Origin of the sequence: Nocardia sp. NPDC059691 (genome assembly GCF_042733915.1) — a bacterium.
GTDB lineage: Bacteria > Actinomycetota > Actinomycetes > Mycobacteriales > Mycobacteriaceae > Nocardia > Nocardia sichangensis.
Window position 1 is genome coordinate 169,961 of sequence record NZ_JBHWFB010000012.1, and the last position, 25,425, is coordinate 195,385.

Annotated in this window: 31 protein-coding genes; 10 read left to right on the top strand and 21 right to left on the bottom strand. The window is 68.0% G+C overall.

What is annotated here, in order from left to right; genetic code table 11:
• Positions 1-58 precede the first annotated feature (58 nt).
• Positions 59-3,397, bottom strand: coding sequence for a BTAD domain-containing putative transcriptional regulator (locus tag ACFV2O_RS25775; RefSeq protein WP_379253992.1), 3,339 nt, complete (start codon positions 3,395-3,397; stop codon positions 59-61).
• Positions 3,398-3,529: 132 nt separating this feature from the next.
• On the opposite strand from ACFV2O_RS25775, the gene ACFV2O_RS25780 reads away from it, so the two are divergent.
• Together ACFV2O_RS25780 and ACFV2O_RS25785 are read left to right on the top strand one after the other, a co-directional pair.
• The gene (locus ACFV2O_RS25780; protein WP_355071996.1) at positions 3,530-3,994 is read left to right on the top strand and encodes an SRPBCC family protein; all 465 of its coding nucleotides are present in this window, start codon (positions 3,530-3,532) and stop codon (positions 3,992-3,994) included.
• A gap of 183 nt (positions 3,995-4,177) precedes the next feature.
• Positions 4,178-5,047: a 1,4-dihydroxy-2-naphthoate polyprenyltransferase gene (locus tag ACFV2O_RS25785; protein WP_356962547.1), complete on the top strand. Its 870-nt coding sequence runs from the start codon at positions 4,178-4,180 to the stop codon at positions 5,045-5,047.
• Positions 5,048-5,136: 89 nt separating this feature from the next.
• On the opposite strand, the gene ACFV2O_RS25790 is transcribed toward ACFV2O_RS25785, so the two are convergent.
• The 5 genes from ACFV2O_RS25790 to ACFV2O_RS25810 all read right to left on the bottom strand — a co-directional run bounded on the left by ACFV2O_RS25790 (position 5,137) and on the right by ACFV2O_RS25810 (position 7,958).
• The gene (locus ACFV2O_RS25790) at positions 5,137-5,520 is read right to left on the bottom strand and encodes a phage holin family protein (protein WP_355071993.1); all 384 of its coding nucleotides are present in this window, start codon (positions 5,518-5,520) and stop codon (positions 5,137-5,139) included.
• A gap of 74 nt (positions 5,521-5,594) precedes the next feature.
• Entirely contained in the window at positions 5,595-6,176 is a 582-nt protein-coding gene (locus tag ACFV2O_RS25795; RefSeq protein ID WP_355071991.1) for a Clp protease N-terminal domain-containing protein, read from the bottom strand.
• The gene (locus ACFV2O_RS25800) at positions 6,176-6,397 is read right to left on the bottom strand and encodes a helix-turn-helix domain-containing protein (protein WP_039802098.1); all 222 of its coding nucleotides are present in this window, start codon (positions 6,395-6,397) and stop codon (positions 6,176-6,178) included. Before ACFV2O_RS25800 ends, ACFV2O_RS25795 begins: the two co-directional genes overlap by 1 nt.
• A gap of 116 nt (positions 6,398-6,513) precedes the next feature.
• A complete protein-coding gene (locus tag ACFV2O_RS25805; protein WP_379253993.1) occupies positions 6,514-7,599 on the bottom strand; it encodes a PLP-dependent cysteine synthase family protein in 1,086 nt (361 codons plus the stop codon).
• The gene (locus ACFV2O_RS25810) at positions 7,596-7,958 is read right to left on the bottom strand and encodes a DUF4229 domain-containing protein (protein ID WP_379253994.1); all 363 of its coding nucleotides are present in this window, start codon (positions 7,956-7,958) and stop codon (positions 7,596-7,598) included. Before ACFV2O_RS25810 ends, ACFV2O_RS25805 begins: the two co-directional genes overlap by 4 nt.
• Positions 7,959-8,143: 185 nt before the next feature.
• On the opposite strand from ACFV2O_RS25810, the gene ACFV2O_RS25815 reads away from it, so the two are divergent.
• Both ACFV2O_RS25815 and ACFV2O_RS25820 read left to right on the top strand, forming a co-directional pair.
• Positions 8,144-8,356 (top strand): BldC family transcriptional regulator, encoded by a 213-nt coding sequence (locus tag ACFV2O_RS25815; protein WP_039802103.1) that lies wholly within the window; start codon positions 8,144-8,146, stop codon positions 8,354-8,356.
• 117 nt (positions 8,357-8,473) lie between these two features.
• Entirely contained in the window at positions 8,474-8,680 is a 207-nt protein-coding gene (locus tag ACFV2O_RS25820) for a hypothetical protein (RefSeq protein WP_355071985.1), read from the top strand.
• 192 nt (positions 8,681-8,872) lie between these two features.
• On the opposite strand, the gene ACFV2O_RS25825 is transcribed toward ACFV2O_RS25820, so the two are convergent.
• Positions 8,873-9,481 carry a hypothetical protein gene (locus ACFV2O_RS25825; RefSeq protein WP_356962556.1) on the bottom strand — a complete coding sequence of 203 codons (609 nt, stop codon included), beginning with the start codon at positions 9,479-9,481 and terminating at the stop codon, positions 8,873-8,875.
• 309 nt (positions 9,482-9,790) lie between these two features.
• On the opposite strand from ACFV2O_RS25825, the gene ACFV2O_RS25830 reads away from it, so the two are divergent.
• On the top strand, positions 9,791-10,441 hold the full coding sequence (locus ACFV2O_RS25830) for a hypothetical protein (protein WP_379253995.1): 651 nt from the start codon (positions 9,791-9,793) through the stop codon (positions 10,439-10,441).
• 292 nt (positions 10,442-10,733) lie between these two features.
• Here the strand turns inward: ACFV2O_RS25830 and ACFV2O_RS25835 are convergent, their stop codons facing one another.
• Positions 10,734-11,804: a GNAT family N-acetyltransferase gene (locus ACFV2O_RS25835; protein ID WP_379254091.1), complete on the bottom strand. Its 1,071-nt coding sequence runs from the start codon at positions 11,802-11,804 to the stop codon at positions 10,734-10,736.
• 128 nt (positions 11,805-11,932) lie between these two features.
• Between ACFV2O_RS25835 and ACFV2O_RS25840 the strand changes: the two genes are divergently transcribed.
• The 4 genes from ACFV2O_RS25840 to ACFV2O_RS25855 all read left to right on the top strand — a co-directional run bounded on the left by ACFV2O_RS25840 (position 11,933) and on the right by ACFV2O_RS25855 (position 14,516).
• Complete coding sequence (locus ACFV2O_RS25840) at positions 11,933-13,093, top strand: helix-turn-helix domain-containing protein (RefSeq protein WP_379253996.1); 1,161 nt, start codon at positions 11,933-11,935, stop codon at positions 13,091-13,093.
• 162 nt (positions 13,094-13,255) lie between these two features.
• On the top strand, positions 13,256-13,768 hold the full coding sequence (locus ACFV2O_RS25845; RefSeq protein ID WP_379253997.1) for a hypothetical protein: 513 nt from the start codon (positions 13,256-13,258) through the stop codon (positions 13,766-13,768).
• Positions 13,765-14,253 (top strand): DNA-directed RNA polymerase subunit beta, encoded by a 489-nt coding sequence (locus tag ACFV2O_RS25850; protein ID WP_379253998.1) that lies wholly within the window; start codon positions 13,765-13,767, stop codon positions 14,251-14,253. The genes ACFV2O_RS25845 and ACFV2O_RS25850 overlap by 4 nt, the downstream gene beginning before the upstream one ends.
• Complete coding sequence (locus tag ACFV2O_RS25855) at positions 14,250-14,516, top strand: hypothetical protein (RefSeq protein ID WP_379253999.1); 267 nt, start codon at positions 14,250-14,252, stop codon at positions 14,514-14,516. Before ACFV2O_RS25850 ends, ACFV2O_RS25855 begins: the two co-directional genes overlap by 4 nt.
• Before the next feature lie 101 nt (positions 14,517-14,617).
• On the opposite strand, the gene ACFV2O_RS25860 is transcribed toward ACFV2O_RS25855, so the two are convergent.
• The 10 genes from ACFV2O_RS25860 to hemL form a co-directional block, all read right to left on the bottom strand.
• Positions 14,618-15,304 (bottom strand): hypothetical protein, encoded by a 687-nt coding sequence (locus ACFV2O_RS25860; protein ID WP_379254000.1) that lies wholly within the window; start codon positions 15,302-15,304, stop codon positions 14,618-14,620.
• The gene (locus ACFV2O_RS25865; protein WP_379254001.1) at positions 15,301-15,486 is read right to left on the bottom strand and encodes a hypothetical protein; all 186 of its coding nucleotides are present in this window, start codon (positions 15,484-15,486) and stop codon (positions 15,301-15,303) included. The genes ACFV2O_RS25860 and ACFV2O_RS25865 overlap by 4 nt, the downstream gene beginning before the upstream one ends.
• A gap of 311 nt (positions 15,487-15,797) precedes the next feature.
• A complete protein-coding gene (locus ACFV2O_RS25870; RefSeq protein ID WP_379254002.1) occupies positions 15,798-16,451 on the bottom strand; it encodes a Uma2 family endonuclease in 654 nt (217 codons plus the stop codon).
• 130 nt (positions 16,452-16,581) lie between these two features.
• On the bottom strand, positions 16,582-17,547 hold the full coding sequence (gene ccsB, locus ACFV2O_RS25875; protein ID WP_379254003.1) for a c-type cytochrome biogenesis protein CcsB: 966 nt from the start codon (positions 17,545-17,547) through the stop codon (positions 16,582-16,584).
• A 2-nt stretch (positions 17,548-17,549) separates the two neighbouring features.
• Positions 17,550-19,196, bottom strand: a complete 1,647-nt coding sequence (locus tag ACFV2O_RS25880; protein ID WP_379254004.1) for a cytochrome c biogenesis protein ResB — start codon at positions 19,194-19,196, stop codon at positions 17,550-17,552.
• Positions 19,193-20,020 carry a cytochrome c biogenesis CcdA family protein gene (locus tag ACFV2O_RS25885; protein WP_355071962.1) on the bottom strand — a complete coding sequence of 276 codons (828 nt, stop codon included), beginning with the start codon at positions 20,018-20,020 and terminating at the stop codon, positions 19,193-19,195. The genes ACFV2O_RS25880 and ACFV2O_RS25885 overlap by 4 nt, the downstream gene beginning before the upstream one ends.
• A gap of 40 nt (positions 20,021-20,060) precedes the next feature.
• Complete coding sequence (locus ACFV2O_RS25890) at positions 20,061-20,315, bottom strand: hypothetical protein (RefSeq protein WP_356962573.1); 255 nt, start codon at positions 20,313-20,315, stop codon at positions 20,061-20,063.
• Positions 20,312-20,953, bottom strand: coding sequence for a TlpA disulfide reductase family protein (locus tag ACFV2O_RS25895; RefSeq protein ID WP_356962575.1), 642 nt, complete (start codon positions 20,951-20,953; stop codon positions 20,312-20,314). Before ACFV2O_RS25895 ends, ACFV2O_RS25890 begins: the two co-directional genes overlap by 4 nt.
• Positions 20,950-21,600 carry a histidine phosphatase family protein gene (locus tag ACFV2O_RS25900; RefSeq protein WP_355072138.1) on the bottom strand — a complete coding sequence of 217 codons (651 nt, stop codon included), beginning with the start codon at positions 21,598-21,600 and terminating at the stop codon, positions 20,950-20,952. Before ACFV2O_RS25900 ends, ACFV2O_RS25895 begins: the two co-directional genes overlap by 4 nt.
• A 371-nt stretch (positions 21,601-21,971) precedes the next feature.
• Complete coding sequence (hemL, locus tag ACFV2O_RS25905) at positions 21,972-23,309, bottom strand: glutamate-1-semialdehyde 2,1-aminomutase (protein ID WP_379254005.1); 1,338 nt, start codon at positions 23,307-23,309, stop codon at positions 21,972-21,974.
• 174 nt (positions 23,310-23,483) lie between these two features.
• Here hemL and ACFV2O_RS25910 point away from each other — a divergent pair, with 174 nt between their 5' ends.
• Positions 23,484-23,870: a hypothetical protein gene (locus tag ACFV2O_RS25910; protein ID WP_355071956.1), complete on the top strand. Its 387-nt coding sequence runs from the start codon at positions 23,484-23,486 to the stop codon at positions 23,868-23,870.
• Positions 23,871-23,891: 21 nt separating this feature from the next.
• Here ACFV2O_RS25910 and ACFV2O_RS25915 read toward each other — a convergent pair whose 3' ends face one another.
• From ACFV2O_RS25915 to ACFV2O_RS25925, 3 genes are all read right to left on the bottom strand, one after another.
• Complete coding sequence (locus ACFV2O_RS25915) at positions 23,892-24,113, bottom strand: hypothetical protein (RefSeq protein WP_355071954.1); 222 nt, start codon at positions 24,111-24,113, stop codon at positions 23,892-23,894.
• A gap of 457 nt (positions 24,114-24,570) precedes the next feature.
• Positions 24,571-24,831, bottom strand: coding sequence for a hypothetical protein (locus tag ACFV2O_RS25920; protein WP_355071951.1), 261 nt, complete (start codon positions 24,829-24,831; stop codon positions 24,571-24,573).
• The gene (locus tag ACFV2O_RS25925; protein WP_379254006.1) at positions 24,828-25,310 is read right to left on the bottom strand and encodes a hypothetical protein; all 483 of its coding nucleotides are present in this window, start codon (positions 25,308-25,310) and stop codon (positions 24,828-24,830) included. Before ACFV2O_RS25925 ends, ACFV2O_RS25920 begins: the two co-directional genes overlap by 4 nt.
• Between the last annotated feature and the right edge of the window lie 115 nt (positions 25,311-25,425).

A 25,425-nucleotide genomic window follows, 5' to 3' on the forward strand; every position in this document is an offset into this window, starting at 1 on the left:
TGCTGCCGCGCACGACGGTTCGATTCCTCGCGCAAACCAGGTCACCGGCGTCGGCTGATCAGCGAGCGTCGACCAGGCCTTGCAGCAATTCCATGATGCGATCCGCGGACCTGTTCCGGCGCAGGTGGCCGAGGCGGCGGCGGGCTTCGGCGACCGGGCCGGGACCGAGCTTCGCGGTCGCCGCGTCCAAGTGCCGTTGCCACCGCATCGAGGGAAAGTCCTGTCGGCAGAGGACGTTCGGGGCCAGGACGAGCAAGTCGAGTCCCACCGTGACCTCGCGGTCGACGGCGATGAGGTACGAGCCGATCGCGCAGGCGACGCCGCCGATCTGCGGCAGGTCGCGGTACTGGGTCATGGTCGGCAGAGCCGTCTCGGCAAGCTGCGTGGGCAGAGTCGCGTCCGGGTCGGCGGCGCCGTTTATCACCTGCGCGGCGAGCGCCGCCGCGGCCAGCATCAGGGCGCCGGGCCCGGGGCCGAGCGCGTTGTCCGGCCAGCCGAACAGTTCCAGCGCGCGTTCGTAGCGAGTGAACCCGCCCGCGGTGTCACCTTCCGCGAACGCCAACTCCGCCGAGCTCTGCATCACGGTGGACAGCAGCCGGTTCTGTCCGAGGGACGAGTTGTCCAAGTCGGGCGTGCCGAACGCGAGGTCGAGTTCCCGCCGCGCCTGCTCCAGCTCGCCGATTCCGACCAGTGAAGCCACCAGCAGGCTGCGGATCTCCACCGTGTCCTCGTAGGCGCCGAGCCGCTGCAACACCTCGAGCGCGCGGCGGTAATAGGTCACCGACTGGTCGTAGCGGGCGATCTGTCCACAAACCTGTCCGAGGTGCCTGCTCACCATGGCCACGCTCCAGACGTTCTCGCGCCCGAGCACCTCCAGCGCCTTGATCGCATCGATGGTGGAGCCGCGCACATCGCCGAGGTTCTCCCGGATGTTGGCTCGCAACAACAGCGCCGAACCCCTGGTCTCCGGATCTGCCGAACGCGCCGCCTCGGCGAGGAGCCTGCTGAAGCCGCGTCCGTCGGCCCTGGTTAGCACGACCCGGGCGATGAATCGGCTGTTCTCGGTGAGTTCGACGGGAAGATGAAGCAATCGGCGCACGCGCTTGCGGAGCACGGCGATCTCCCTGGCGCTGCCGTTGGTGTAAGCGAGATGCAGGAACGTCATCTGGTAGGTCACGAGCACCAGATCCGGACGCGGACCTTCCTGCCCGAAGTCGGCCGGCTCCAATTCGATGACCCGCTGAGCCCAGGCGATCACTTCCAAGTGCGATCCTCGGATGATCCACAGCGTGGCGACGACCGGGAACACAGTGTAGGCCGTCGCGGCATCCCGCCTTTCGATCGCGCAACGCAGCGCGGCGAGCAAGTTGTCCACCTCCGCCGCCACGGAGAGCGCGAGGTGGAACTGATCGCCGGTCATATACCGGCTCGCCACGTCATCGGCGTAGTCCTTGGCCCACCGCATCATCCGGGTATCGACCGATTCCGGCTCTCCCGCCGCGGCGGCCAGCTGCTCTTCACCGTATTCCCGCACCGTCTCCAACATCCGGTAGCGGGTGCCGAGCACTTCGTCGTCCAGCACGGTGAGCAGCGATTGGTTGACCAGGCCGTCGACGGCCGCGGCGACATCGACCACGTCGGCTCCGCCCGCGACCGCCCCGGCCGCCGACAGCGTGAAACCGGCGGGAAATCGGCACAACCGGCGCAACGTGGCTTGCTGTTCGGTGTCGAGCAGGTTCCAGCTCCAGTCGATCACCGCGTGCAGCGTGCGATGCCGTTCGGGCGAACTGCGATCGCCGTGGCGCAGCAGCGCGAACCGGTCGGCCAGCCGCTCGTTGATCTCCTCGACGCTCATCACGCGCACGCGGGCCGCCGCCAGTTCGATGGCCAGCGGCAGCCCGTCGAGGGTGTGGCACAGCTGGGCGACCACGTCCGGATCCAGCCGGACGCCGGGCCGCACCGCCCTGGCGCGCGCGGCGAACAGCTCGGTGGCGGGCGAGCCCGCCGGGTCGATGGTCAGCGGCGGCAAAGGATAGACCGTCTCGGCGGTGATGGTCAGCGGCGAACGGCTCGTGGTGAGCACGGTCAGCCTCGGTGCGACGCCGATCAGATCGGCGACCACCACGGCGACGGCGTCGATCAGATGCTCGCAGTTGTCCAGGATCAGCAGCATCGAGCGCGCCGACACCGCGTCGTGCAGCCGCCCGCGCAGATCGACGCTCTGCCCGGAACGCAGCGTGGCCGCGTCGAAGGTGACCTCGCTGAGCCCGAGTACCGCGGCGATCGCCGCCTCGATCTCGACCCTGGCTTCGTCGCCTTCGGCGCGCACCGAGGCCAGCTCGACCAGCGCCACCGGACAGGTGGCCGCCGCCTGCCAACCGATCTCGTTGGCGACCCTGGTCTTGCCCGCACCGCCGGGGCCGAGCACGGTCACCACCCGGGCATCGCGGAGCAGCTCGATCAGCTCGGTGATGTCGGCGGCCCGGCCGAGCAGTGCGTTGGGCGCGGCACGCAGGCCGATCGCGGCGAGGTGCGGTGTCGGTACGTCAGCGGCCGAGGGCGTCGGCTCGGCCGCGAGCCCGCTTCGGGAACCGCCGTCTTCGCTCGTCGCGCTGCCCGAGCGCGGCGGCGCGACGTGGCCTATCCGCTCCCCACGCAGGATCGCCGTATGCGTCTCGACGAGCGCGGGCCCCGGGTCCGTGCCGAGTTCCTCGGCCAACCGGGAGCGGAAAGCGGCGAACGATTCCACCGCCTCGTTGGGCCGCCCCGCTGCCGCCAACAGGCGCATGAGGGTCTGTTGCGCGGGCTCGTTCAGCGGTTCGGCGGCGGCGCGCAGCCGAGCGAGACGCAAGGCTCCATCGACGTCGCCGCCGTCCTCGCGTGCGGCGAGTTCGAGTTCGTCCAGTTCGGTCAGACGCCGCCCGGCCGCTGCGCGAAGCTCGTCGGCGAGGTCGCCCGGCGGCAGATCGGCACCGGGATCCCCGCGCCACAGACCCCGCGCCCGGGTGATTTCCGCCAGGCATCCCGGAAGGTCTCCCGCCGCGCGCAGCCCGTGCGCCCGCGCCACGCGCTCGCCCACCGAGGACAAGTCGACCTGATCGGCGCCGAGGGTCAACCGATAGCCCGCAGGGCCGATTTCCAGCGCGCCCTCCGGCAGCGCCGAACGCAACCGGGAAACCTGGGTGTGTAGCGCGTTCATCGGCGAGCGCGGCGGCTGTTCGCCCCAGACGTCCTCGATCAGGGCCTGCGCGCCGCGGCTGCGACCCGGCCGCAGGGCCAGGGCGGTGAGCAGCAGCCGGGAGCGCGCACCGGGCAGCGGCGTCAGCGTGCCGTCGCGGCGCAGCGCGACCTCGCCCAGCAAGGCCACCACGACCGATTCGCCTGCGGGCGTCGTCACTGCTCGACTGTGGCCGTGCGGGCCGCTGTGCTCCGGAAACATCCCGCGGTCATCGTAGGCGAGCAGGCCCGAGAAGCTCGACACGAATTCTTTGCCGCGACTACGAGCGGTCGGTCGCATAGTGTGACCCCCATGGCTGAGTTCGAGGTGGTCCGATCGGCCGTGATCACGGCCGACCCCGCGCGCGTGCACGGGCTGATCAACGATTTCCACAAGTGGGTCGAGTGGTCGCCGTGGGAGGACCTCGACCCGCAGCTCCAGCGCAGTTACTCCGGCGCGGAATCCGGTGTCGGCGCGCGCTACGCCTGGAGCGGCAACCGCAAGGCGGGAGCGGGCAGCATGGAGATCGTCGGCAGCGCCGAGCGCGAGATCGGCGTGCGCCTGGAGTTCATGAAGCCCATGAAGGCCACCAACATGGTGACCTTCATCCTGGACCCGGTCGAGACCGGCACCGAAGTGACCTGGCGGATGACCGGCCGGCAGACCGGGCTGATGGCCGTTATCGGCAAACTCATCCCGATGGACAAGTTCGTCGGCCGGGACTTCGAGAAGGGACTCGCGCGCATGCAGGAGGCGGTGACGGCCGAAACGGCCTGATCGCCGTGCGCGGGCTGAGGACGGACTACGTCCGACTCTGCCCATTATGCGGAACCTCCGCCTTCGGTCCGGCCATGCGCGAGCTGAGGACGGACTACGTCCGACTCTGCCCATTATGCGTACCTCCGCCTTCGCTCCGGCCATGCCCGGACTGCGTCCGACTGCGCCGATTATGCTGCGAACATGGCTACTGCAGCGCAATGGATCGAGGGCGCGCGACCCCGTACCCTGCCGAACGCGATCGCCCCGGTGCTCGCCGGGACCGGCGCCGCCGCGTCGATCGACGGTGCGGTGTGGTGGAAAGCGATTCTCGCGCTGTTCGTTTCGCTGGCGCTGATCATCGGCGTGAACTTCGCCAACGACTACTCCGACGGCATCCGCGGCACCGACGACGTCCGGGTCGGCCCGCTGCGCCTGGTCGGGCAGAAATTGGCCTCGCCCACCGCGGTGAAGACCGCCGCGATCGTCAGCTTGGTCGTCGGGGCCGTCTTCGGCCTGGTGCTGGTGCTCACCAGCGCCTGGTGGCTGCTGCTCGTCGGCGCGGCCTGCCTGGCCGGCGCCTGGTACTACACCGGCGGCAGCAAGCCCTACGGCTACAGCGGATTCGGTGAAGTGGCGGTGTTCGTCTTCTTCGGCCTGATCGCCGTGCTCGGCACCCAGTTCGTGCAGGCGGGCCGGATCGACTGGGTCGGTGCGCTGCTCGCGATCGCGGTGGGCGCGTTCTCCAGTGCCGTGCTCGTCGCGAACAACCTGCGTGACATCCCCACCGACACCGGGTCCGGAAAGGTCACACTCGCGGTCAAGCTCGGCGATCCGCGCACCCGCACGCTGCACCTGGCCCTGCTCACCGTCCCGTTCCTCGTGACGTTGGCGCTGGTGGCCCGCACGCCATGGGCACTGGCCGGGTTGCTCGCGATACCGCTCGCCGTCCGCGCCAACGCGCCGGTGCGCGGCGGCAAGGGCGGGCTGGAACTGATTCCCGCGCTGCGGGATTCCGGCCTGGCGCTGCTGGTCTGGTCGGCGGTCACCGCGCTGGCGGTCGGGCTGGGTTAGCGCGGCCCTCGCGGTCGCGGATCGCGCCGACCAGGTGGACTCGATGGCGCGATGCGCGATCGAGCGTCGTCCGTTCGCGGCGGCGCGGACTAATCCTCGTCCGGAACCAGGATGCCGAGCACCCAGTTCACCAGCGAGACGATGATGCCGCCGAACACCGCGGCCCAGAAGCCCTCGACGCGCAGGCCGTAATGGCTGAATGCTCCGGTGATCTCGGCGGTCAGCCACAGCATGAGCGCGTTGATCAGAAGCAGGAACAGGCCGAGCGTCACGATCACCAGCGGTAGCGACAGCAGTTTCACTATCGGCTTGACCAGGGCGTTCACCGCCGTGAACACCGCGGCCACCGCGAGGACCACACCGATCTTGGCGCCGTTGCCGCCTTCCGGAGCGAGAATGTCGATCTTGTCGACCCAGACGGCGGCCAGCCAGATGGCCACGGCGTTGATGATCAACCGAATCACGAGCTGCATGGCCCAATGCTAGGCGTCGGAGGCGGACACACGCCGCTGGAAAACACGAACTCCCGCAGCGCATGTCCGCCTGCTCAAGCCGCACGGTCGAGCAGGGCGTGCACCTTGGGCCGCAATTCACCGATCGCGTCGGAGCCGCCGAGCAGGCGCACCGTCGTCTGGTTCGGGGCGCGCAGGATGCCGAGCAGCATGTGCCCCGACTCGATGGTCTTGTCCTTGCGACCGAGCGCCTCACGCAGGGAGAGCTCGAGCACCTTCTTCGCTTCCTTCGTGAACGGAATGTGCCCGTAGTACCCACCGCGGCTCCACGGGAACGGCCCACGGCGCGGGTCCGGCGCGGCGCGGTCGAGCGCGTCCTCGCCGAAATGCGTATCCAGCGACTCCCGGACGGCGTCCAGATCAATGCCGATGGAGCGCAAGGCCTCGGCGTCCTCGGGGCCGAGCGGTATCCCGTTGCCCTGCTCGGCCAGCGCGCTGCGCACGCCGTCGCGAGTGAGTCCCGCGTCCGCGAGCAACGCCGCCAATTCCGGCTCGGCATGCGCGAGCACGCCGAGCAATACGTGCTCCACCTCGATATTCGACGCGTGGAGTTCGCGCGCGTCCTCCTGGGCGACGATGATCGCCGTGCGCGCAGACCTGCTGAACCGCTCGAACATCAGCGGATCCTGCCTTTCCGGTTGTACTTCTGGTGGACTGCTTGCCTGCTGACCTCGAGCGCCTCCGCGATCGCTTGCCACGACCAGCCCTGAGCACGGGCGTTGGCCACCTGGATCGCCTCGAGACGTTCGAGCAGCCTGCGTAGCGCGAGCACCGCGCGCAGCCCGACCTTCGGATCGGGGCTGCCCGCGGCCGCCGCGAGTGTGGTTGCTTCCGTCATGACGTCAATTTTGATTGACACATGCTCGCGATGTCAACAAAAATTGACAACCGCGGGCGCGATTCGACCCCGTTCCGCCTCAGGCGAACAAAACCCGTGGCCGGGGCACGAACCGATCAGGCGTCCCAGATTCCGGTCGCCACGAACTTCTCCAGGACAGCGGTGGGCTCCGCGAGCTCCAGCCCCTGGGACGCCACCCACGCGTCGTCGAAATACGTTCCGGCATAGCGATCCCCGCCGTCACACAGCAGGGTGACGACACTGCCGCCGCGCCCTTCGGAGAGCATCTCGGCGATCAAGGCGAAAACGCCCCACAGGTTGGTGCCGGTGGAGCCGCCGACCCGGCGGCCGAGCCGCACGCTCGCGAACCGGGCCGCAGCGATGGACGCCGCGTCGGGCACCTCGAACATGCGGTCCACGATCTGGCCGACGAACGAGGGTTCCACGCGGGGGCGGCCGATGCCTTCGATCCGGGAGGGCATTCCGGTCTGGTAACCCGCATCGCCCGTCTCGTAGCCGCCGTAGAAGGCGGAGTTCTCCGGATCGACCACGGCCAGCTTGGTCGCATGCCTGCGATACCGGATGTAGCGGCCGATCGTGGCGCTGGTGCCGCCCGTGCCCGCGCCGACCACGATCCACTCCGGCACCGGATTGGTCTCCAACGCCATCTGCTGGAAGATCGACTCGGCGATGTTGTTGTTGCCGCGCCAGTCGGTGGCGCGCTCGGCGTGGGTGAACTGGTCCATGTAGTGACCGCCGCACTCGGCCGCCAGCCGCGCCGCCTCGGTGTACATGTCCGGCGGGCGTTGCACGAAATGACAGCGCCCGCCCTGCGCCTCGATGAGCGCGATCTTCTGCGGAGAGGTGCTCGCGGGCATCACCGCGACGAAGTCCAAGCCGAGCAGTTTCGCGAAATAGGCCTCGCTGACCGCCGTCGAACCCGAGGACGCCTCCACCACGGTCGTCCCCTCGGTGACCCAGCCGTTGCAGATCGCGTACAGGAACAGCGAGCGAGCCAGGCGGTGCTTGAGGCTGCCGGTGATGTGGGTGGACTCGTCCTTGAGATAGAGCTGGATGTTCCACTCGGCGGGCAGCGGGTAGCGCAGCAAGTGGGTGTCCGCGCTGCGCTGGGCGTCGGCGTCGATCAACCGCACCGCGTTGTCGACCCAATCGCGCGGCGCGGTGTGATCGCAGGACTTCACGAAGAAGTCCCCGACTCCGGCGGAGCGGGCGGCTCGTCGCCCCGCAACCGCGCCCGTAGCTCGGCCTTGTCGCGGCGCCTGCGCTCGTCGACCAGGGCGATGTCCTCGTTCACCTTGGCCCGCAGCCGCTTGAACAGCACCAGCGACAGCGGCATCGCGATGATGAGCGCGAACAAGGCGGCGACCACGATGGGGATGTCCACCGACACCAGCCGCGCGGCCAGCACGATCAGCGCGGCGAGCACTACCACGAGACCCAACCTGGCGACGGTGTAAAGGGCCAGATTGCGGGCCAGACGACGACCAGCGCCAGCCGTTTGCTGTCCGGAAGCACCTTTTGGTGGATTCGCGTCACGCACATCCCTCAGCCTATGCGAAGCTGTTGCCCGCCCCCGGTGCACGCCCAACAGCCGGGGGTGGGGCGCGCATCCGATTTGTCTATTACCTCCCCTTTACCAACTGTAGGTGGTTCGAGTACCTAGGGGTTTCAGTGCGACGATGGCGCCATCTGATGAGGGAACTGTCGAGAACGGAGAGGTTTGCTATGACTGCGATCACCGTCGGCGGCCAGGACACCCTGCTGACTCCGGGCCAGGTTGCTGCCCTGTTCCACGTCGACCCCAAGACCGTGACGCGCTGGGCTCACGCCGGGCGCCTCGGGTCGCTGCGCACACCGGGCGGACATCGCCGGTTCCGCGAATCGGAAGTACTCCAGCTGCTCAAGTCGCTGACCACCGAGGCGACCGCAGCACGCTGATCGCAGGGCGCGCGGACCTGTCGTGCTCGGGTCCGCGCTCGCCCGCAGACCATTTTCGCGTCTGCGGTGTGCTGGAGTCACGTCCGCGGCTACCCTCGTAATCAGGAGGTGAGCGACGTGACGTACCTGTTGGCACTCATCGCGGTGGTGGCAATAGCGGTGTTGTGCTGGAAGGCGTTCGGCCCCGAGCGGACTGGACCCACTGCCCCGCAATCGCGTTCACCACGGCGCAAGCGCGTCATCGGACCCGACGACGACCCGGAGTTCCTCTGGCGACTATCTCGCCAGCACCGTGACGGCGAGTCCGGTTCCGCCGAGCGTTGATCTTCGCAGTACCCGCGCGATAGCACGCGTCCAGCGGTATCCGGCGTTCGCGCGATTTCATCGCTCTGCCGTGGCGTCGTCCCGGCGGGGGCCGAACCTCCACCCTCGACGAACGCCACGACGATCGACAACCCGGTCCGGGTGCGGCAGGCGCGCTGCGGTGCGCCTGCCGCATCCGATCCGCGCCATCGATCAGGGTTCGCCGTTGACGACCGCCATCAGCGCGTCGGTGAACGGCTGTCCACCCTGAATGGCTCCGCCCGCGATCGCGCCGACGACCAGGCCGATCGGGCCGGTGATGATGCTGAAGAAGCCCAGGCCGATCAGGGCCCCGAGCAGTCCGCCGAGCAGCGCGCCGCCGACCACGCCGACCACGTTCTGGTTCAACTCGGCGATGAGACGGTTCATCGAGCTGATCGGCTGCATCTCGCCGATCTCCTTGGCGCCTGCCACCGGGGTGAGCGCGAGACGCCGTCCGCTGTCGCTGATTTCGTGCGCGACCGACAGCTTGCTGCCGGAAACCTGGAAGGTCAGCGGCACTTCGGCCACCACGGCTCCGGTATCGGAGGTCAGCTTGATCTTGGTGCCGTCGTCGGCCACCGCGAAGGTGCCGTGCTCGACGGCGGTCGAGATGGCTCCGGTCTCGCGCGAGACCGTGGTGTGGTAGTCGACCCCCTGCTCTACACCGGTTGTCGTGATCTCACGCTCCGGTTCTACGGGTTTCGCGTTCGCGGCCCCCGCTGTGATGCCCACTGCGGCAACCGCGCCGAGCGTAATGGCGGCAATAGTGCCGAACTTCATTCTGGAATTCCTTCTCACCGAGACACCGGCTCCGGAGGCCGGATGGCGTGTGACTGTACAGCGCCCGTGACTAGTTTCCAGACTTGGCGACCGGCACACCTGATCGCGAAGTTCGTTATCCGATCGTGATCACACCGGGCCCGGATACCGACACGTACGTGAATTCCCAGCGCGGATCGCTACGCCTGGGAAGGAAAACTCGACGCGGACGTGCCGCGTAGTGTAAGCATGGCGTGGTCTTCAATCCGCAAGATTCACAACTTCGGGTCGCTAGGTGGGTCGAAGGGTTCACAGCTCTGGAGGACGTACGTGTCGCGCCAACGTGTCCGCGCCGGTATCACCCTGGCCGCCTTCATGGTCGGGACCGGACTGGCGGCCACCATCGTGGTCGTCGCCGCGCTATCGATGTCCGGCCCCGCCGATGAGCCGGCCAAGGCCGCCGCTCAGAACGCCGCCGCGGCAACAACCTCGACTCCCCCGCCGACCACCGAGGAGCCGCTGCCGACCACCACGGAAGCGCTGCCGACCACGTCGGCGATGCGCGGCGCGTCCAACAAGAGCGCCACCAGCATGCAGGTGAACATCGGCGACTGCGTACAGCTCGGCGGAGCAGGCGCGATCGACAAAACCGCTTGTGGCAGCCAGAACTCCGTCTACAAAGTCGTCGATAAGGCACCGGCGAACGCCACCTGCCCCACCGACGCCGACCACACCTACAACGAAACTTTGCACGGGGCGACACAGGCCGCGCTGTGCCTGGACATCGACTGGGTCGTCGGCGGCTGCATGGAACTGACACCCGGCAGCCCCAAGCGTCTCGACTGCGCCGCCCACACCCCTGGCGCGGTCCGGGTCATCGACATCAAGCAGAACACCGTCGACGTCAACGCGTGCGGGTCGGCCGACAGCGGAATCGTCTACCAGCAAAGGCATTTCGTGGTTTGCGTGGCGCGGCTGTAGGCGCCGTTACACCTCCGCGATACGGACTTTCCGCCCACGAGGGAGCCGCGACTTTGCGGCCGATTAACAGACATGCGAAGTCTTGTGTCCCTTAAGAAGCGGCTCGGAACGTTATTTGTTCTGCCGGTGGGTAATTCGCGCGCTGCCACTCGCGGTTTACACGCGTCGTAAACCAGCGGCGATCTCACACAATTCGGGCTGCACAGTCTGAAACGTTCGCATTCAATTATTTTGACGCAATCGCACCAATAAAAACCCTAGTTTTCCGCCAAATACTCCAGGCGTGCGCTCGTCAGCCCACACCGTCGAGTGGCAGGCCCATGAGCACCGCGTCCCACAGCTCGCCGCTGCGGCGTCGGTAATGCCCGCGCAAGACGCCCTCGACCTCGAAACCGGCTCGGTCGTAGAGCGCCATAGCGTGCTGATTGTGCGGCCATACTTGCAGACTCACCTTGTGGGCGCCCTGATCCCGCGACCAACTGATGACTCGCTCGAGCAGCGCCGACCCGATGCCACGTCCCCGCCGGTCCGCCGCGACCATCATGCCGAAGGCGGTGACGCCAGGTGTGCCGAAGTAGACCGTCGCCGTGCCCACGACGCATCCGTCGATCTCGGTCACGAAGACACCGCGCTTCTCGTCGCCGAGATTCGCTCGGATCTGCCGTGCGGCGTCTTCCTCGTCCAACGGCGCTTCGGCCCCGATCCATTTGCCCTCCGCTGCCACCGCGACGCGCAGTTGGACGATCCCGTCGATGTCGGCTTCCTCGGCAACACGAGCCGTGGGGCCGGTCAGCGACCGCGGTCTCGCCGACGGGCGGCTCGGGGCGAGCCGCGCGTACATGAACATGTCGCGACGACTGTCGCCGACTTGCCGCCACCCGCGCAGCAGCCCCTCACGCCGGAATCCCGCCCGCTCGGCAGTCCGGATGGAGGCGGTATTCCACGGTTCCACGTAGAGCTGTAGCCGGGCAACGGCCAGTTTCTCGAACGCCCAGTCCGCGACCGCCCGCAGCGCGTGGGCGGCCACACCCTGCCCACGAGCGGACCGCACCAGCCAGTACCCGACCGATGCCCGGCCCTCTGCCAGATCCTTGCTCCAGACTCCGATACTGCCGAGCGGCTTACCGTCCGTCGCTCGCGCGATCACGAAGGGGTACCCGCTTCCATTCACGGGTCGTTCCCACTGTCGCTCGACGAACTGCTTCGCCGCTTCCTCGGTGTAGATCGACGGCACAGTGGTGATCAACGGGATCGTGTCGTCGTCCGACGCTTCCCGCAGCAGGTCGAGATCCGCAGACGACATCGACCAAGGTCGAAGAACCAATTCGCCTGCCACTGCCGCCAATTCCGGCACCCGGCGCATCCGGGCCGTATCCGAGCTCTTCCCCACCAGATGATGATCACCGTCCGCGATCACGGGCGCTAGCGGATTCGGCCGTGCGGGTTCGACATGAGCCTGACGAGCGTCCCAAGGTCCCGTAGCCTCGGGCCATGAGCACAGAGCTCGGGGAACGCTTGCGATCTGTTCGCAAGCGGAGCGGTCTGACGCAACGTGAACTCGCACAGAGCTCAGGGGTATCGCTATCTCTGATTCGCAAGATCGAACAGGGCGAGCGCGATGACACTCGCGTACAGACACTTCGACGGCTGGCTGTGGCTATGAGCTGTCCCCTCTCGGCTCTTCTCGGTCCTACCCCTAGCCGACCCGAGCCCGAAAGCGGCGAACTCTGGCTCCCTACTCGGCGGGCTCTCGTGTCGAGCGCAGACGGACACGCGGCCGAAACGCCTCCTGAGCGGAGCATGAACGAGTCGCTTGTCGCAGCGGTGAAGCTCTACCACGACAACGAGTACGACGAATTGAGTCGGCTACTTCCCCGCTTGATACTCGATGGACGCGCCGCGTCGCCGCTCATACGGTCCCGGATCCTGCAACTGGTCGGGTCGGTGCTGGTCCAGACTCGGCAACTCCAGCCTGCGAGAACCGCGCTCGAGCAGTCACTCCGGGATGCCGAATCGACCGGGAATGTGCTCGATTCCGCGTCGGCAGTGATCACTTTGTGTTGGCTGCTCCTTGTAGAACGGCAGTTCGAGCAGGTCCGCACCTTGGCCGTGTCGTGGGCTGACCGTGTCGAGCCGCGTCTGTCGGTCGCCACCACACGGGAACTGTCGACCTGGGGGTGGTTGCTGTTGCGTGGCTCGGCCGCAGCGATACGCGACAACCGGCCAGACGAGGCGGACGAAATGATGCGCCTCGCGAACGCGGCAGCGGTAGCGGTCAAATGGGATTCGGGCAATTATCACCAGTACTGGACGACGTTCGGGCCTGCCACGGTCGCCATGAAGCGGGTCGAGAATGCCATCGTGGACGACCGTCCCGACCTCGCGTTACGCCTGGCCCGCGACGTGCCGTCAGGGCTGCGTCCGACCTCCGACAACCGGAACAGGCATCTGCTCGATGTCGCCGCAGCACACATCGAACTTCGAAACTATGACACCGCGTTCGATGTTCTGGTTCAGCTGTCCCGCGAGGCCCGCCCGTGGCTGATCGAACAACGGTCCGCCAAGGATTTGCTCGGCCGGATCATCACCAGACGGCGCACTCTGACACCTGAGATGCGAGATCTCGCTGATCTTCTGCGACTGGAGTACTGAAGCTTCAGCTCTCGATGGCACTTTCGCCGGTCGGTCTGCCGAGAGTGCCATTGTTGACCACGTTCTCGGCCTGTGACGCTTTCTCCGGCCCCGACGCCGGGGTGAGCCGGCCACCTCATCATATCGGCCGCGCCAGTACAGCCATGACCGCTGGCTGGTGCTGTGCCCTCGGCGTCGGGTGCTTTCCAATCGGATTGCAGGGAGGCGCAGGGGATGGATGCGAGCAGTCGGCAGGGGTTGTATCGGGCGGGAGTGCCTGAGCTGGAACGGATCGCGGCGTATCTGAAAGACGAGTCGACGCCGCTGCGTGGCTCGCTGACAGATACGCACGGCGCACCGGCTATCGGGATGCGGTGCGCGGCGGTCGCGGGGGCGGACGCCGTGAATGATCGAGCGACGATCGAGGCGCTCGCACGGCGGCACGGTTACAGGCTGGCCGCGATCTATGTGGTTGCGCCACAGACGGTATCGCCGGTGGCGGCGGCCCGTGTGTTGGAAATGGTGCACGTCGCCCGCGCGAGTGCGGTGATAGTTCCGGGGATGACGCATCTGGGCGGCTCGGTTCCGGCCGACTTCACGCGAGTGTGCAGCGTGATCATGCCGGGACACGTGATGCTCGGCCGCGCCCTGTACCCGACCCCGGCACCGTCGGGGGACGCGGAGGCTCAGGCATGAGCGCGCCAGGCATCGAAGGCTTCGATCTTGCAACCCCATCCGGGCAGTGCGCGTACTACAAGATGATCTGTCAGCTCCCTGCCGAGGTAGAACCCGAAGCACTCGGCCGAATCGTGGTGCGAGCAGGTTCGCTGGTGTGGGGTGTCTCGGTGCCGGAGCCGTTGGGGCGGGCAGCGACGGACCGGTTGCGCAGCGGCGGATACGGTCTCGGCCCGATCATCACGCACCCGCATTCCCTGACCTGGACATTCCTGGTGCGGCCTGATCTGCTCGACGAACCTCGAATCTTCGCGGGCCTGTTCCGGGATCGCGTGAAGGTGATCCGCGACGGCGGATTGATCGCCCTCCCTTCCCCGGCCGACAGCAACGCCGCATACCGCGCATGGCTCGAGGTTCCCTGCGACACCTACCGGCCCTCAGGACGGCTGGTGGTGGAAGCAGTGCAAGCATCCCTGCTCGCCCGAGCGGTCAGGACAAGCCGATGAACTCGCACGGCGAACCGATCACGCCCCCGATTCGCAGTCTCACGACCGGCCCCGCCCAGTCCCCGCACCCAGAGGAACCCGACGTACACCTTTCGGTCTACCTGCACGACCAGCGCATGGACTTCGCCGCATGCCTCACCGCCGCATTGGTATTCGTCCAGGACTGGAACGCCCGCCACCGCCCCGGCGCGGTAACCGTTCTCCCCGGCGACCCCACCGGCCTCCCCCGCCTCCCGAACGAACGGCTCTACCTCGAATGTTGACCAGGCCGCCCGTGCAGCCACTCCGATCCACTGATTTCGACAGTGTCGTGCACGGGCACCATTCTGCTATGCGGGGATGCCGACAGCGTTTACACGACCTCCTAATATCGAGCTCTCGCAGGCGGCCTGGCAGCGTCGGCATCACCCGTGACGGTGAGACCGAGCCGCCGCAATTCTTCGATCGCTACCTCTGGTCGATCTCGCACGGCAGCCGCTGTTTGCATGCGCCGCCACTCTTCTCGGCCCTCAGCAACTTCGGACTCCCATCCGTCACGCCCCGCCACGCGACAGTCCCGGATGAGAAACTCGATGAAGTCCTCGACGCATGGGCGAAAGCGGTCCCCGCCGGTAGGAACATGGATTGACTGAATCGCAGCGGGTGTCGGATGGCCGGTCTGCGACAACAGATAAGTGAAGAGCCCACTCTCAGCGTGCACGTGGACGTGCGAACACGGCACCGTATGAGCGTCGCGAACGTACTCGATCCGCGCGATCGGCTTCTTGCCACGTTTTTCCAACAACTGGAACGTGGACTTGTGCACAGCAAGATGACGCCCAGACCGGTCGAATGTGAGCTCGAATCCGAGTTTAATGTGACCTATTGCAGGACTTCCCAGCTCAGCATGGATACTCTGCTGGTACGCGAATGCATAGCGGCCGCCTTTCGGGGAGGCCTCCACCGTCAGCTGATCCGTGCTAGGGCTGCCTTCCAGGCACATCAGAGCCCTTGTCGAGACATCCAAGGCGAACCGCCTGGCCTGCTCCTCGAGACGGGTATCCGTGCTCACGCATCCTCGAGAAGGAACTCGATGGACCGCAGCTCATCCCACGCCGCCAATTCCTCTGGCGTCAGGGTGTATTGAGCCGCGAGCTCCCCAATCTCCTCTCGCGTCATCCCGACGCGCCGCAGGACCTCGCGGTGTCGGTGGCGAAGTTCCTCAGACGTGCTGTGTTCGACCGTAACGGTCATCGGCGACTTACCCTCCCTGCTTCGTCGACCATCTCCGTTCATTATGCACGCACCTCGCTCTCTGATCGGGGACCGAGGCAATCTGGTTCTACCAGCGGCGACCGACAGACTGGATGACGTCGAACCCTCCTGGTTTCGGTTGGCATCTCTGAGTCTCAGTCGGCCAGTCGCCCGAGACGCATCGAGCCGACCCAGATCGTGTCATTCGCACCGAGAGGGTTGCGGTAGCGCGGTGCCTACGGCGATTCGAAGCCTGCCGCGGTGCGGTGCGGTGCGGTGCGGTGCGGTGCGGTGCGGTGAAGGGATCTTCGTTAGTACTCGAGTTCATGCCACGGGATGGCGATCGGGAACGGGCGGCTGAATTCGAGACCGTCCGAGTTCTCGTGGTTCCACTCTGCCGCGACGATGTAGTTGGCGGAATGGAGCGGCTGTGCACCGTTCGGGAGTTGCGCATGGCCGATGTCGAGGCCGTAGACACGGACGACAGCGATCGCGCTGACCTCACGGGCCAGCGTCACCTCCCAGAGCCAGGGGATGCCAGCGCTGGCGTAGCGAATCTTCTTGGCCTCGATGTCCGTCTGCGTGACGGCCGGGGACAAGACCTCACCGACCAAGAGAACATCACTTCCCCGTACGTCCTGAGAGGGCGATTCGAGACAGCGGTGGACGAGGAAGTCCGGCGTCAGGAAGTCGGATTTTCCCGTGCGGCCGAGGAACACATTGGTTGCGGAGTTGACGCGCCAGTCACGTTCCGGCTCGTCCGACATCGACATTCGTGCACAGCGCTCGAGGGAGTTGGTGAACCGGCCTACGAAGACCCGACGGTCGCTCGGCTCGCGCCCGACGCAAACCACGCGACCGTTCCACAACTCGATTTGCTCCGCAAGCTCGTCGGGTAGCCGCTGCAATTCCTCCCACGTCATCGATTCGGGAAGGTCTGACCGTCCGATGTGTGGGAGCAGCATGACGCGATCGTATTGATCGACGCTGCCTGTACGCACTCTCGTTCTTCCGGACGGATGCGAGTGGGGCTGACTGCTGCGGTCCGACGATCTGCGGAACCTGAACGAGCGCGAACACTCGGACGAGCGCGAGTCAGTTCAACCCCGCATACGAATGCAACCCGCTGATCACCATGTTGATGATGAACAGGTTGAACAGCATCGCCACGAAGGCCGCGATGTTGATCCAGGCGGCTTTGGTGTCGCGCCAACCGGAGGTGGCGCGGGCGTGGAGGTAGGCGGCGTAGAGGACCCAGGCGATGAAGGAGCAGGTTTCCTTCGGGTCCCAGCCCCAGAAGCGGCCCCACGCGGCTTCGGCCCAGATCGCGCCGAGGATGACGCCCGCGCCGAACAGCGGGAAGCCGATGATGGTGGCCTTATAGGCGAGCCGGTCGAGGGTGCGGGCGTCGGGCAGGCGGCGGGCGATGGCGCCGAGGATGTTGGCCGACTCCTGGCCGTCCGGCTGACGCAGGCGGTAGAGGAAGAGCATGCTCGCCACGCCCGCGAACAGGAAGACGCCGCTGCCCACGCTGACGATGGTGACGTGCACCGGCAGCCAGAACGACTTCAACGCGGGCACCACGGGTGCGGCGTCGGCGTAGAGCACCGTGCCTGCGAGGAACAGCAGGATCAGCACCGGCACCAGCAGGAACACCCACATGGCGCGGTAGCGCTGCTCGCGCAGGAGCGCGATCCCGACCAGCACGGCGGCCGCCGTCGCCATGGTGACGAACTCGTACATGTTGCCCAGCGGGAAGCGGTGGGTCGCGAAGCCGCGCAGCACGATCGCGCCCACGTGCAGCGCGATGGCCACCATGAGCACCGAGAACGCCATGTTGCCCAGCCGCTCCGACAGCGGCCGCCCCGCGGGCTCGCTGACGCGGCCGGGTCCCTGCGGTGTCGACCCGCCGCCCACCGTCACCAGCTCGCGCTCGGAGACCTGGCGGCTGCGCGCCGTCGCGTACTGCCAGATCAGCAGCACCAGCACCAGCGCGTACACCACGATCGCCGTCTTGAAGGCGAAATCGCTGTACCTGGCGATGGTCTCGTCGATCGGCATCGTCACTCTCCCGTGGTCTCGGCGTGCTCATCGAGCAGGCGCGCGCGCAGCCGGTCGAACTCGCCGCCCCAGCCCGCCTGGTCGGTCCTGGCGAGCCCGCCCATCTCTACTACAGTGCGTCGTTGGTCCACGGTACCGGCTGTGTCCTCGGCCGGGTAGACCCGCACCCAGATCCGCCTGCGCTTGATCAGCAGCGAGACCAGCAGGCCCGCCATCATCAGCAGCGCGCTCACCAGCACCCACTGCTGGGCCGGGTCGTGTGAGACCTGAAGATTCACGAACTCCTGCGCGCCGTCGAAGGTGACCTTGGTGCCGTTCGGCAGCGTGGTCGACTCGCCGGGGCGGAGATTGACCCTGGCCTCCTTGGCGAGCCTGCCCTGCTTGACCTGCTCGGGGTCGAGGGCGAACAACGATTGCGGCTTACCGGTGTCGAGGCCGGTGTCGCCGCGATAGATGTCGACCGCGACAGCGGGATCGTTCATCGCGGGGTACGCGGAGGACAGCAACGATCCGTGGAACATCGCCGTGGGCGCGAACAAGCCCTCGATCGCGATCTGGTTCTTGCGGCGCTCCTCGTCGGTGGCGTACATCCCACCGGGCGGGTCGATCCGCAGCACGCCGCTGGACAGGAACGTCGAGGCGTCGTCGGGCCGCCACTGAATGGACTCGGTGCGGGTCTGGCCGTTGGGGAAGGTCACCGTGAAGGTGGGCGCGTAGCCGTGTCCTTGCAGGTAGAGCCGGTCACCCGCGACGCGGAGCGGATGGTTGACCTGCACCCTGGTGTCGCGCCAGGTGTTCGTCCGCAGATCGTCGCCCGCCTGGTAGGAGAGGTTCGCGGTGAACATCTCCGCTTGCCCGTTGGTCAGGTAGTCGGCCTGGAAATCCTTCACCCGCACACAGACCGGGGTCATGCCGGTGCCGTCGTTGACGTTGCCCGCCTTGAACGAGTCGAACACCGCGGGCGAGGTGGTGCAGAAGCCGGGGCCGTTGTTCGCCAGCACGATGACGCTGCCCTCGTAGCCGAACAGCTTGCCCAGCGCGATGGCGACCAGCAGCCCGACCAGCGCGAGGTGGAACACCAGATTGCCGAGTTCGCGGGTGTAGCCCTTCTCCGCGGACAGCGCCAGTTCACCCTCGCGGGGGCCGGGGCGGACCTCGGTGCGCCAGCCGCGCAGCTGGGCGCGGGCGTGGTCGATCAGCTCCTGCGGCGACCGCTCGACCCGGGCCGCGTAGTGGTGCGGAAGCCTCGTCAGATTGCGCGGCGCGCGCACCGGCGGTGTGCGCAGAGCGCGGTAGTGGTCGAGCGTGCGCGGCAGGATGCAACCCACCAGCGAGATGAACAGCAGCACGTAGACGGCCGTGAACCAGAAACTGGAGAACACGTCGAACAGCTCGAAGCGGTCCATCCACGGGCCGAGCGTGGGCCGGCTCGCGATGTACTGCTCGACCTTCTGCTCGTTGAGGTTCCGCTGTGGCAGCAGCGCGCCGGGAATCGCGGCCAGGGCCAGCAGGAACAGCAGCACCAGGGCCGTGCGCATGCTGGTGAGCCCGCGCCAGGTGTTGCGCAGGAACGCCCAGGCCCGCCCGATCAGCGATTGACGCGGCGGACGCTCGGGGCTTTCGATCGTGGGGTGGTCGGTCACGGTCATATCGGCAGGGTCACCTCGGAGACGAACGCGTCCCGCACCCAGGCGACGAACTGGTCCCACGCCCCGGTGACCAGCGCGGCGCCGACCGCGACGAGCAACATGCCCCCGATGATCTGAATGGTGCGGGAATTGCGGCGCAGCCACCCGACCCCACGCAGCGCGCTGGCCGACCCGAACGCCAGCACCACGAACGGCAGACCGAGGCCGAGACAGTAGGCGACGATCAGCGCGACCCCGCGCACCGCCGTGGTCCCGTCGGTGCCCGCGGCCACGGCCATGACGCCCGACAACGTGGGGCCGAGGCACGGCGTCCATCCCAGCGCGAACACCCCGCCCAGCAGCGGCGCGCCCATGAGGCTGGTGAGCCTGCGCGGCTCCATCCGGGTGTCGCGCTGCAACGCGGGCACCAGGCCGATGAAGACCAAGCCCATCAGGATCGTCACCACACCGCCGATGCGTTGCAGCAGTTCCCGATTCACGTTGAGGGTCTGGATGACGCCGAACACGGTCGCGGTGGCGAGCACGAAGACCACGGTGAAACCGGCGACGAACAAACCGGCCGCACCCGCGACCCGCATCCGTCCCGACCGCAGCGGCCGCGCGGCAGTCGCGACGCGTCCGCCGGTGGCCTCCGCCACCGTGGCAGGCGGCGCCTCCGCGCCGACGAGTCCGGCCAGATAGGACAGGTACCCCGGCACCAGGGGCACCACACACGGCGAGGCGAACGACACCAGACCCGCGAGCAGGCACGCGCCGAGCGCCAGCAGCAGCGGCCCGGAGGCCGCCGTCTGCTGGAACGAATCACCGACTGCGGCGAGCACCATCACAGGTCCTCCCCGGTACGCGGCGCGGTGCGCGCGAGGGTCACACCGAGTCCTCCCGCGTTTCCTCCGGCGATCGTCCGGCGCCGCGGCGCGGCGCTACCGTGCGCTCGGTGGCCGCGGGTTCCTCGGCCGCGTCGAACGCCGGGAAGTCCAGCAACGACTCGGCCGCGACGCTGCGCGGCACGGTGGCGATGCCCGCCCACCGGTCGTCGACGGCCCATCCGCCGCCGATTCGTCGGGCGCCCTGCCGTGGCCGACAGGCACGCAGGTGGCGGGTACGACGGTCGCGATTCACTGTGATTCCTCCGCGGCGATACTTTCGACCACTGACTGCAGATCTTCGGCCAGCAGGGACCGCAGGAATACCGCGGCGACCCGGTGTTGCCGGTCGAGGACGAGCGTGGTGGGGATGACACTGGTAGGGAAATTCCCGCCGAGCGCCAAGAGCGTGCGCATCGACGGGTCGTAGACGGACGGGTAGCCGACCTTGTTGTCGACCACGAAGTCTTGGGCCTTGTCCTGTTGCGGGTCGCGGACGTTGATGCCGAGGAAGGCGACGCCTTTGTCCTTGGTCGCTTCGTAGACCTTTTCCAGGGCGGGTGCCTCGGCGCGGCACGGACCGCACCACTGGCCCCACAGGTTGAGTACCACGACCTTGCCCGCGTAGTCCTCCACCGAGGTGGTCTTGCCCGCGGTCATCAGGTCCGGACCGGCGAGTTTGCCGATGGTGCCGCGCGCGGCGGGCGGGTCGTAGCGGATGTCGGTCTTGCCGCCGGGCGAGACGAATTCGAAGGTGCCGCCCGAGGCCACCGCGTCCGAACCGGTCGAACAACCCGCGAGCGCGGCGATCAGCGCCACGCACGCGAGCAGAGCCGGCAGCACCCGCCCGGCGCGCGCCGAGGGCGGGATGGGGAACGCGGTGCGGTGCGTCATGCGCCGTGTACCGAAGGGTCCGAGCCGCCCGCTGGCTCGGAGTAGACGATGTCGACCAGCGTGTCGCCGTGATAGACGAGCGAGGTCAGCGAGGCTAGCGAGCACTGCCGTTGCCGGGGGTCGTGCCAGAGGCGCTGGCCCTGGAGGAACCGCCGAAGCGTCCACACGGGTAGCTGGTGGGAGACGAGCACCGCCTCCCGCCCGGCCGCTTCGACCCGGGCTTTGTTCACGGCCGCCAGCATGCGGTGCGCGATCTGGAGGTACGGCTCGCCCCAGGACGGAGTGAAGGGGTCGCGCAGCTTCCACCAGTGCCGCGGCTTGCGCAGCGCGCCGTCGCCGACCGAGACGCGCAGGCCTTCGAAGGTGTTGCCCGCCTCGATGAGGTTCTCGTCGGTGCGCACGATGACGTCGTGCTGCGCGGCGATCGGCTCGGCGGTCTCCTGAGCACGCTGCAGCGGCGACGCGATGACCACGGCGATGTCGTGATCGGCCAGGGTCCGCGCGACAGCGGCGGCCTGCGCACGGCCCGCCACCGAAAGGCTGAAGCCGGGCAGGCGGCCGTAGAGGATGCCGTTCGGGTTGTGCACCTCGCCGTGGCGCAGCACGTGCACGATCGTCTCGATCGCGGCGGCGCCGCCGTCGTGCACCCGATCGGTGGCGCTGGTCCGCGCGTCGGCGTGCTCCGCCGCCTCGGTTCCATTGGTCTCGGTCTCGGTCTCGGTCTCGGCCGGAGCCGGCTTGTCCCCTTTACGCGCCGCGACGACCTGCGCGTCCGACGACGCGGCAGCCGCCGCGAACTGGGCGCCCGCCTCGACCAGGCTGGATTCCTCGGATCCTGGCTCGGCGGTCTGCGTCCCGGCGCTCGCGGCGGCGAACTGCTCACCAGCGTCGATCACGGTCGCGTCCGCGGCCGGATCGACCGCAACGGCGGTCGCGCCATGCGTCGCGGTCACCTCCGGCGCGGTGGACGGCTTGGCCGGCTCGCGCCGGTCGGCATCGGGCTGATCGAGGTCGGAGGTCACGCGCGGGATCCTTCGGGGGTGGCGGCCGCCGCCGCGTGCGCGGCGGCGGGCAGGGCGGCAGCGATACGGTCGAACGCGTCCTCGTCGAGCGCCGCGGAGACGAACCACGCTTCGAACGCGCTCGGCGGCGCGTACACGCCACCGTCGAGCAGGGCGTGGAAGAACGCTGGATAGCGCCAGGTCTCGCTCGCCTTGGCGGCGGCGTAGTCGGTGACCGGGCGTTCGGCGAAGAACACGCTCACCATATTGCCTGCAAACTGGACCTGGTGCCCGACCCCCGCGGCGGTCAGCGCCGAGGTGAACAGTTCGCCGAGCCGCTGCGCGTTGCGGTCCAGCGCGGCGTACACCGCCTCGTCGGCCGCGCGCAGTGTGGCGAGGCCCGCGGCCACCGCGACCGGGTTACCGGACAGCGTCCCGGCCTGGTAGACCGGCCCGAGCGGCGCGAGGTGGTTCATGATCTCGGCGCGACCGCCGAACGCGGCCGCGGGCAGACCGCCGCTCATCACCTTGCCGAAGGTGTAGAGGTCGCCTGCGATGCCTTCCCGGCCGAACCAACCCGCGGCGCTGACCCGGAATCCGGTCATCACCTCGTCCATGACGAGCAGCGCCCCGTGCTCGGCGGTGAGCGCGCGCAGTCCCGCGTTGAATCCGGGCAGCGGCGCCACCGCGCCCATGTTGCCCGCCGCCGCCTCGGTGATCACGCAGGCGATCTGACCCGGGTTCGCGGCGAACGCGGCGGCGACGGCGTCGATGTCGTTGTAGGGCAGCACAATGGTGTCGGCGGCCTGCGCGCCCGTCACGCCGGGCGAGGTGGGCAGCCCGAGCGTGGCGACGCCGGAGCCCGCGTCGGCGAGCAGCGCGTCGACGTGGCCGTGATAACAACCGGCGAACTTGATGATCTTGGTGCGTCCGGTGTAGCCGCGGGCCAGCCGGACCGCGCTCATCGTCGCCTCGGTGCCCGAGTTCACCAGCCGCACCCGCTCCACCGGCGTGACCCGCCGCACGATCTCCTCGGCGAGTTCGATCTCGGCCTCGGTCGGCGCGCCGAAGGACAGGCCGCCGCTCGCCGCGCCGCGCACCGCCTCGACTACCGCCGGATGCGCGTGGCCGAGGATCATCGGCCCCCAGGAGCAGACCAGGTCGACGTACTCGTTGCCGTCCGCGTCGACGAGCCTCCAGCCGTCGGCCGAGGCGATGAATCGCGGTGTGCCGCCGACGGATCGAAATGCCCGCACCGGGGAGTTGACGCCACCCGGAATCACCGAACTCGCCCGGTCGAAGAGCTGAGCGGAAACCGGCACAGCGGCACTGGTCACGCGCGGAGAAGAACTCACGAGTTCCAGTCTCTCAGCACCGGAAAATCGGCTTGACGACAGGGTGTAGTGCAGTGATGCAGGCCGCAGCCGCCCGGCAACACGCCGAGGTGGGGTTCGCGCGGATTTCGATCGCTGAGCGGTTGCCGGTGCGTAGTCTCAGCTCACATTCGTCCATCGTTCGGGAGGGTCTGCATGCGGATTGCCATCGTCAGCGTGGGTGTGCTCGCCGTCGTCGCGGGGGCCGCAATGGCACTCGGCGCCGGATCCGCCGCCGCGCAGCCGCTCGATCAAATCGACGACGTGCGGCTGGCCATCCCCTTGGACCACACGGCGACCGCAGCGCTGGCGGGCGGGCCGATTCCCGCCGTGGTCACCATGTTCGTCCCGCCCAGCCGGATCGGCGCCGGACTGAAGAACGACTCCGCGATCTACCGCGACGACCGCGGTGCGGTGCACGCCACACTGCGCCAGGTGGTGCTGGAGGCGGCGGGCCATCCGGACGGCACGGTCACCGTCTACCTGAACGCCCCCGGCACCCGCGACGGCCGTGTGCTGGACATCTACCAGCACTGGAACTGAACGGGCGCCGGGCCGCCGCCGTCAGGCGTACATGCAGGGGACCTGCGCCGACATCGTGTGCAGGAAGCACATGAACCCGTTGTAAGGGCCCGCGGATCCGGAATCCGGCACCAGGATCGGCGCATCGACCGGGTTCGCGTCCTCCAGTGGCAGTCCCGGGGTCGCGCCTGCGGGCGCGGCCCCGAGTCCGAGGGCGGCGGCCACGGCAAACGCGGCACAAATCTTCACGGCGAACCGGTTCATCGAACACTTTCCTTCATCGACGCACGTACCAAATACGGCCGAAATACTAACGGCCCCAGGGCCATTCCAACCAAAGCGCACGGTCGGCGGGCGTCGGGCGCCGAACCGGGGGCGGTAGCACGGTAACCCGCCTGCGCGCGGTCCGCAGCGGTTAGCAGGCAATCCATGGCTACGTGATGCCCAGACAGAACGCGGCGAAGCCGGTCGTCACCAGGCACGCCAACGGCGTCGGCAGCGCGTGCAGCAGCGGTGCCGGCGGCGTGGCCGCAAAGGCGGGTGTCACCGGAACAGGCTCTCGCGGAACGGTTTCGGCGGACGCGGTGGCTGGTACGGCTGCGGCCGCGCCGATCACACCGGCCGCCACCGCACCGAAAAGTGTTCGCTGGACAGTTGGTTTCATGTGATCGGCGTTCCCGCCGCGCGCGGCATGAAACGACCGCAGACGAATTCGCGTCGATCAGCGCACGGCTCCGGCGCCACGCAGTCCACGCGCGAGCCGGGCCGCGGCGTCGATGGCGAGCACACCGGCCACCGCGACGAGCAGCGTGGCCAATAGCCACCAAGGCGCGGCATAGCGGATCGCGGTGAAACCCGGGGCGTCGCCGGACGGCGGGAAATCGGTGGTGCGCATGCCCGCGCGTGCGCTCAACGCCGCCCCGATCAGCGCGAGCACGAACAGATCCACTTCCACCAGCACCGCGACCAGCCAGCGCCTCATCGGTCCACTCCGTCCGAACTGCGTTGGACGGCCTCGGTCAACGCCGCGCGCAGCGCCTTGTGGTCTCTGGCCCAGGCCTGCACCAGGCTGCCGTCGGCCAGCCGCAGCCCGATGCCGGTGCGGCGGCGCGGCACGCCGGTCAGCTCACCGAGCGCCCTGGCCGACTCCCACTCTTCGTCGTCCCAGGAGTTCTCGTCCCGTTCCGGCATGACCTCCGCGATCGAGCTCAGCGGGAGCGACTCGGTGCCCGAACGCAGCGTCTCCACGGTGAGTTCGACGCCGACGTGCCGTTTGCCCGCGACCACTTGCAGTGCGACGAAACCGGCGATCAGCGCGGCACAGAACAGCAGGGCGAACCAGTGCACGTCACCACCGGTGACGAGTTCCAGGACGAGAACGGCCAGGCACAGGATCGGCCCGTAGGCTACGGCGCGCCAGCGGGCGCCCGGCTCGGTGAACAAGACGGCTTCGGCGGTCACGCCGGAGCCCCCGCGGCAGCGTGGACCAAGGCGGAGAGCGGAATCAGCGACTCAAGCCGGGCAGCAACAGCACGGCGACGGTCAGCACGGCGAACAGAATCAGCAGACTCAAGAC

Coding starts and splice junctions, on each gene's coding strand:
- ACFV2O_RS25835 (WP_379254091.1), bottom strand. CDS start 11,804: ATGCGCCGGGTGCCGGAATTGGCGGCAGTGGCAGGCGAATTGGTTCTT.
- ACFV2O_RS25785 (WP_356962547.1), top strand. CDS start 4,178: ATGGCTACTGCAGCGCAATGGATCGAGGGCGCGCGACCCCGTACCCTG.
- ACFV2O_RS25910 (WP_355071956.1), top strand. CDS start 23,484: ATGCGGATTGCCATCGTCAGCGTGGGTGTGCTCGCCGTCGTCGCGGGG.
- ACFV2O_RS25920 (WP_355071951.1), bottom strand. CDS start 24,831: ATGAGGCGCTGGCTGGTCGCGGTGCTGGTGGAAGTGGATCTGTTCGTG.
- ACFV2O_RS25895 (WP_356962575.1), bottom strand. CDS start 20,953: ATGACGCACCGCACCGCGTTCCCCATCCCGCCCTCGGCGCGCGCCGGG.
- ACFV2O_RS25815 (WP_039802103.1), top strand. CDS start 8,144: ATGACTGCGATCACCGTCGGCGGCCAGGACACCCTGCTGACTCCGGGC.
- ACFV2O_RS25915 (WP_355071954.1), bottom strand. CDS start 24,113: ATGAACCGGTTCGCCGTGAAGATTTGTGCCGCGTTTGCCGTGGCCGCC.
- ACFV2O_RS25885 (WP_355071962.1), bottom strand. CDS start 20,020: ATGGTGCTCGCCGCAGTCGGTGATTCGTTCCAGCAGACGGCGGCCTCC.
- ACFV2O_RS25790 (WP_355071993.1), bottom strand. CDS start 5,520: ATGCAGCTCGTGATTCGGTTGATCATCAACGCCGTGGCCATCTGGCTG.
- ACFV2O_RS25865 (WP_379254001.1), bottom strand. CDS start 15,486: ATGACCGTTACGGTCGAACACAGCACGTCTGAGGAACTTCGCCACCGA.
- ACFV2O_RS25850 (WP_379253998.1), top strand. CDS start 13,765: ATGAGCGCGCCAGGCATCGAAGGCTTCGATCTTGCAACCCCATCCGGG.
- ACFV2O_RS25825 (WP_356962556.1), bottom strand. CDS start 9,481: ATGAAGTTCGGCACTATTGCCGCCATTACGCTCGGCGCGGTTGCCGCA.
- ACFV2O_RS25870 (WP_379254002.1), bottom strand. CDS start 16,451: ATGCTGCTCCCACACATCGGACGGTCAGACCTTCCCGAATCGATGACG.
- ACFV2O_RS25880 (WP_379254004.1), bottom strand. CDS start 19,196: ATGACCGTGACCGACCACCCCACGATCGAAAGCCCCGAGCGTCCGCCG.
- ACFV2O_RS25840 (WP_379253996.1), top strand. CDS start 11,933: ATGAGCACAGAGCTCGGGGAACGCTTGCGATCTGTTCGCAAGCGGAGC.
- ccsB (WP_379254003.1), bottom strand. CDS start 17,547: ATGCCGATCGACGAGACCATCGCCAGGTACAGCGATTTCGCCTTCAAG.
- ACFV2O_RS25780 (WP_355071996.1), top strand. CDS start 3,530: ATGGCTGAGTTCGAGGTGGTCCGATCGGCCGTGATCACGGCCGACCCC.
- ACFV2O_RS25800 (WP_039802098.1), bottom strand. CDS start 6,397: ATGACGGAAGCAACCACACTCGCGGCGGCCGCGGGCAGCCCCGATCCG.
- ACFV2O_RS25795 (WP_355071991.1), bottom strand. CDS start 6,176: ATGTTCGAGCGGTTCAGCAGGTCTGCGCGCACGGCGATCATCGTCGCC.
- ACFV2O_RS25855 (WP_379253999.1), top strand. CDS start 14,250: ATGAACTCGCACGGCGAACCGATCACGCCCCCGATTCGCAGTCTCACG.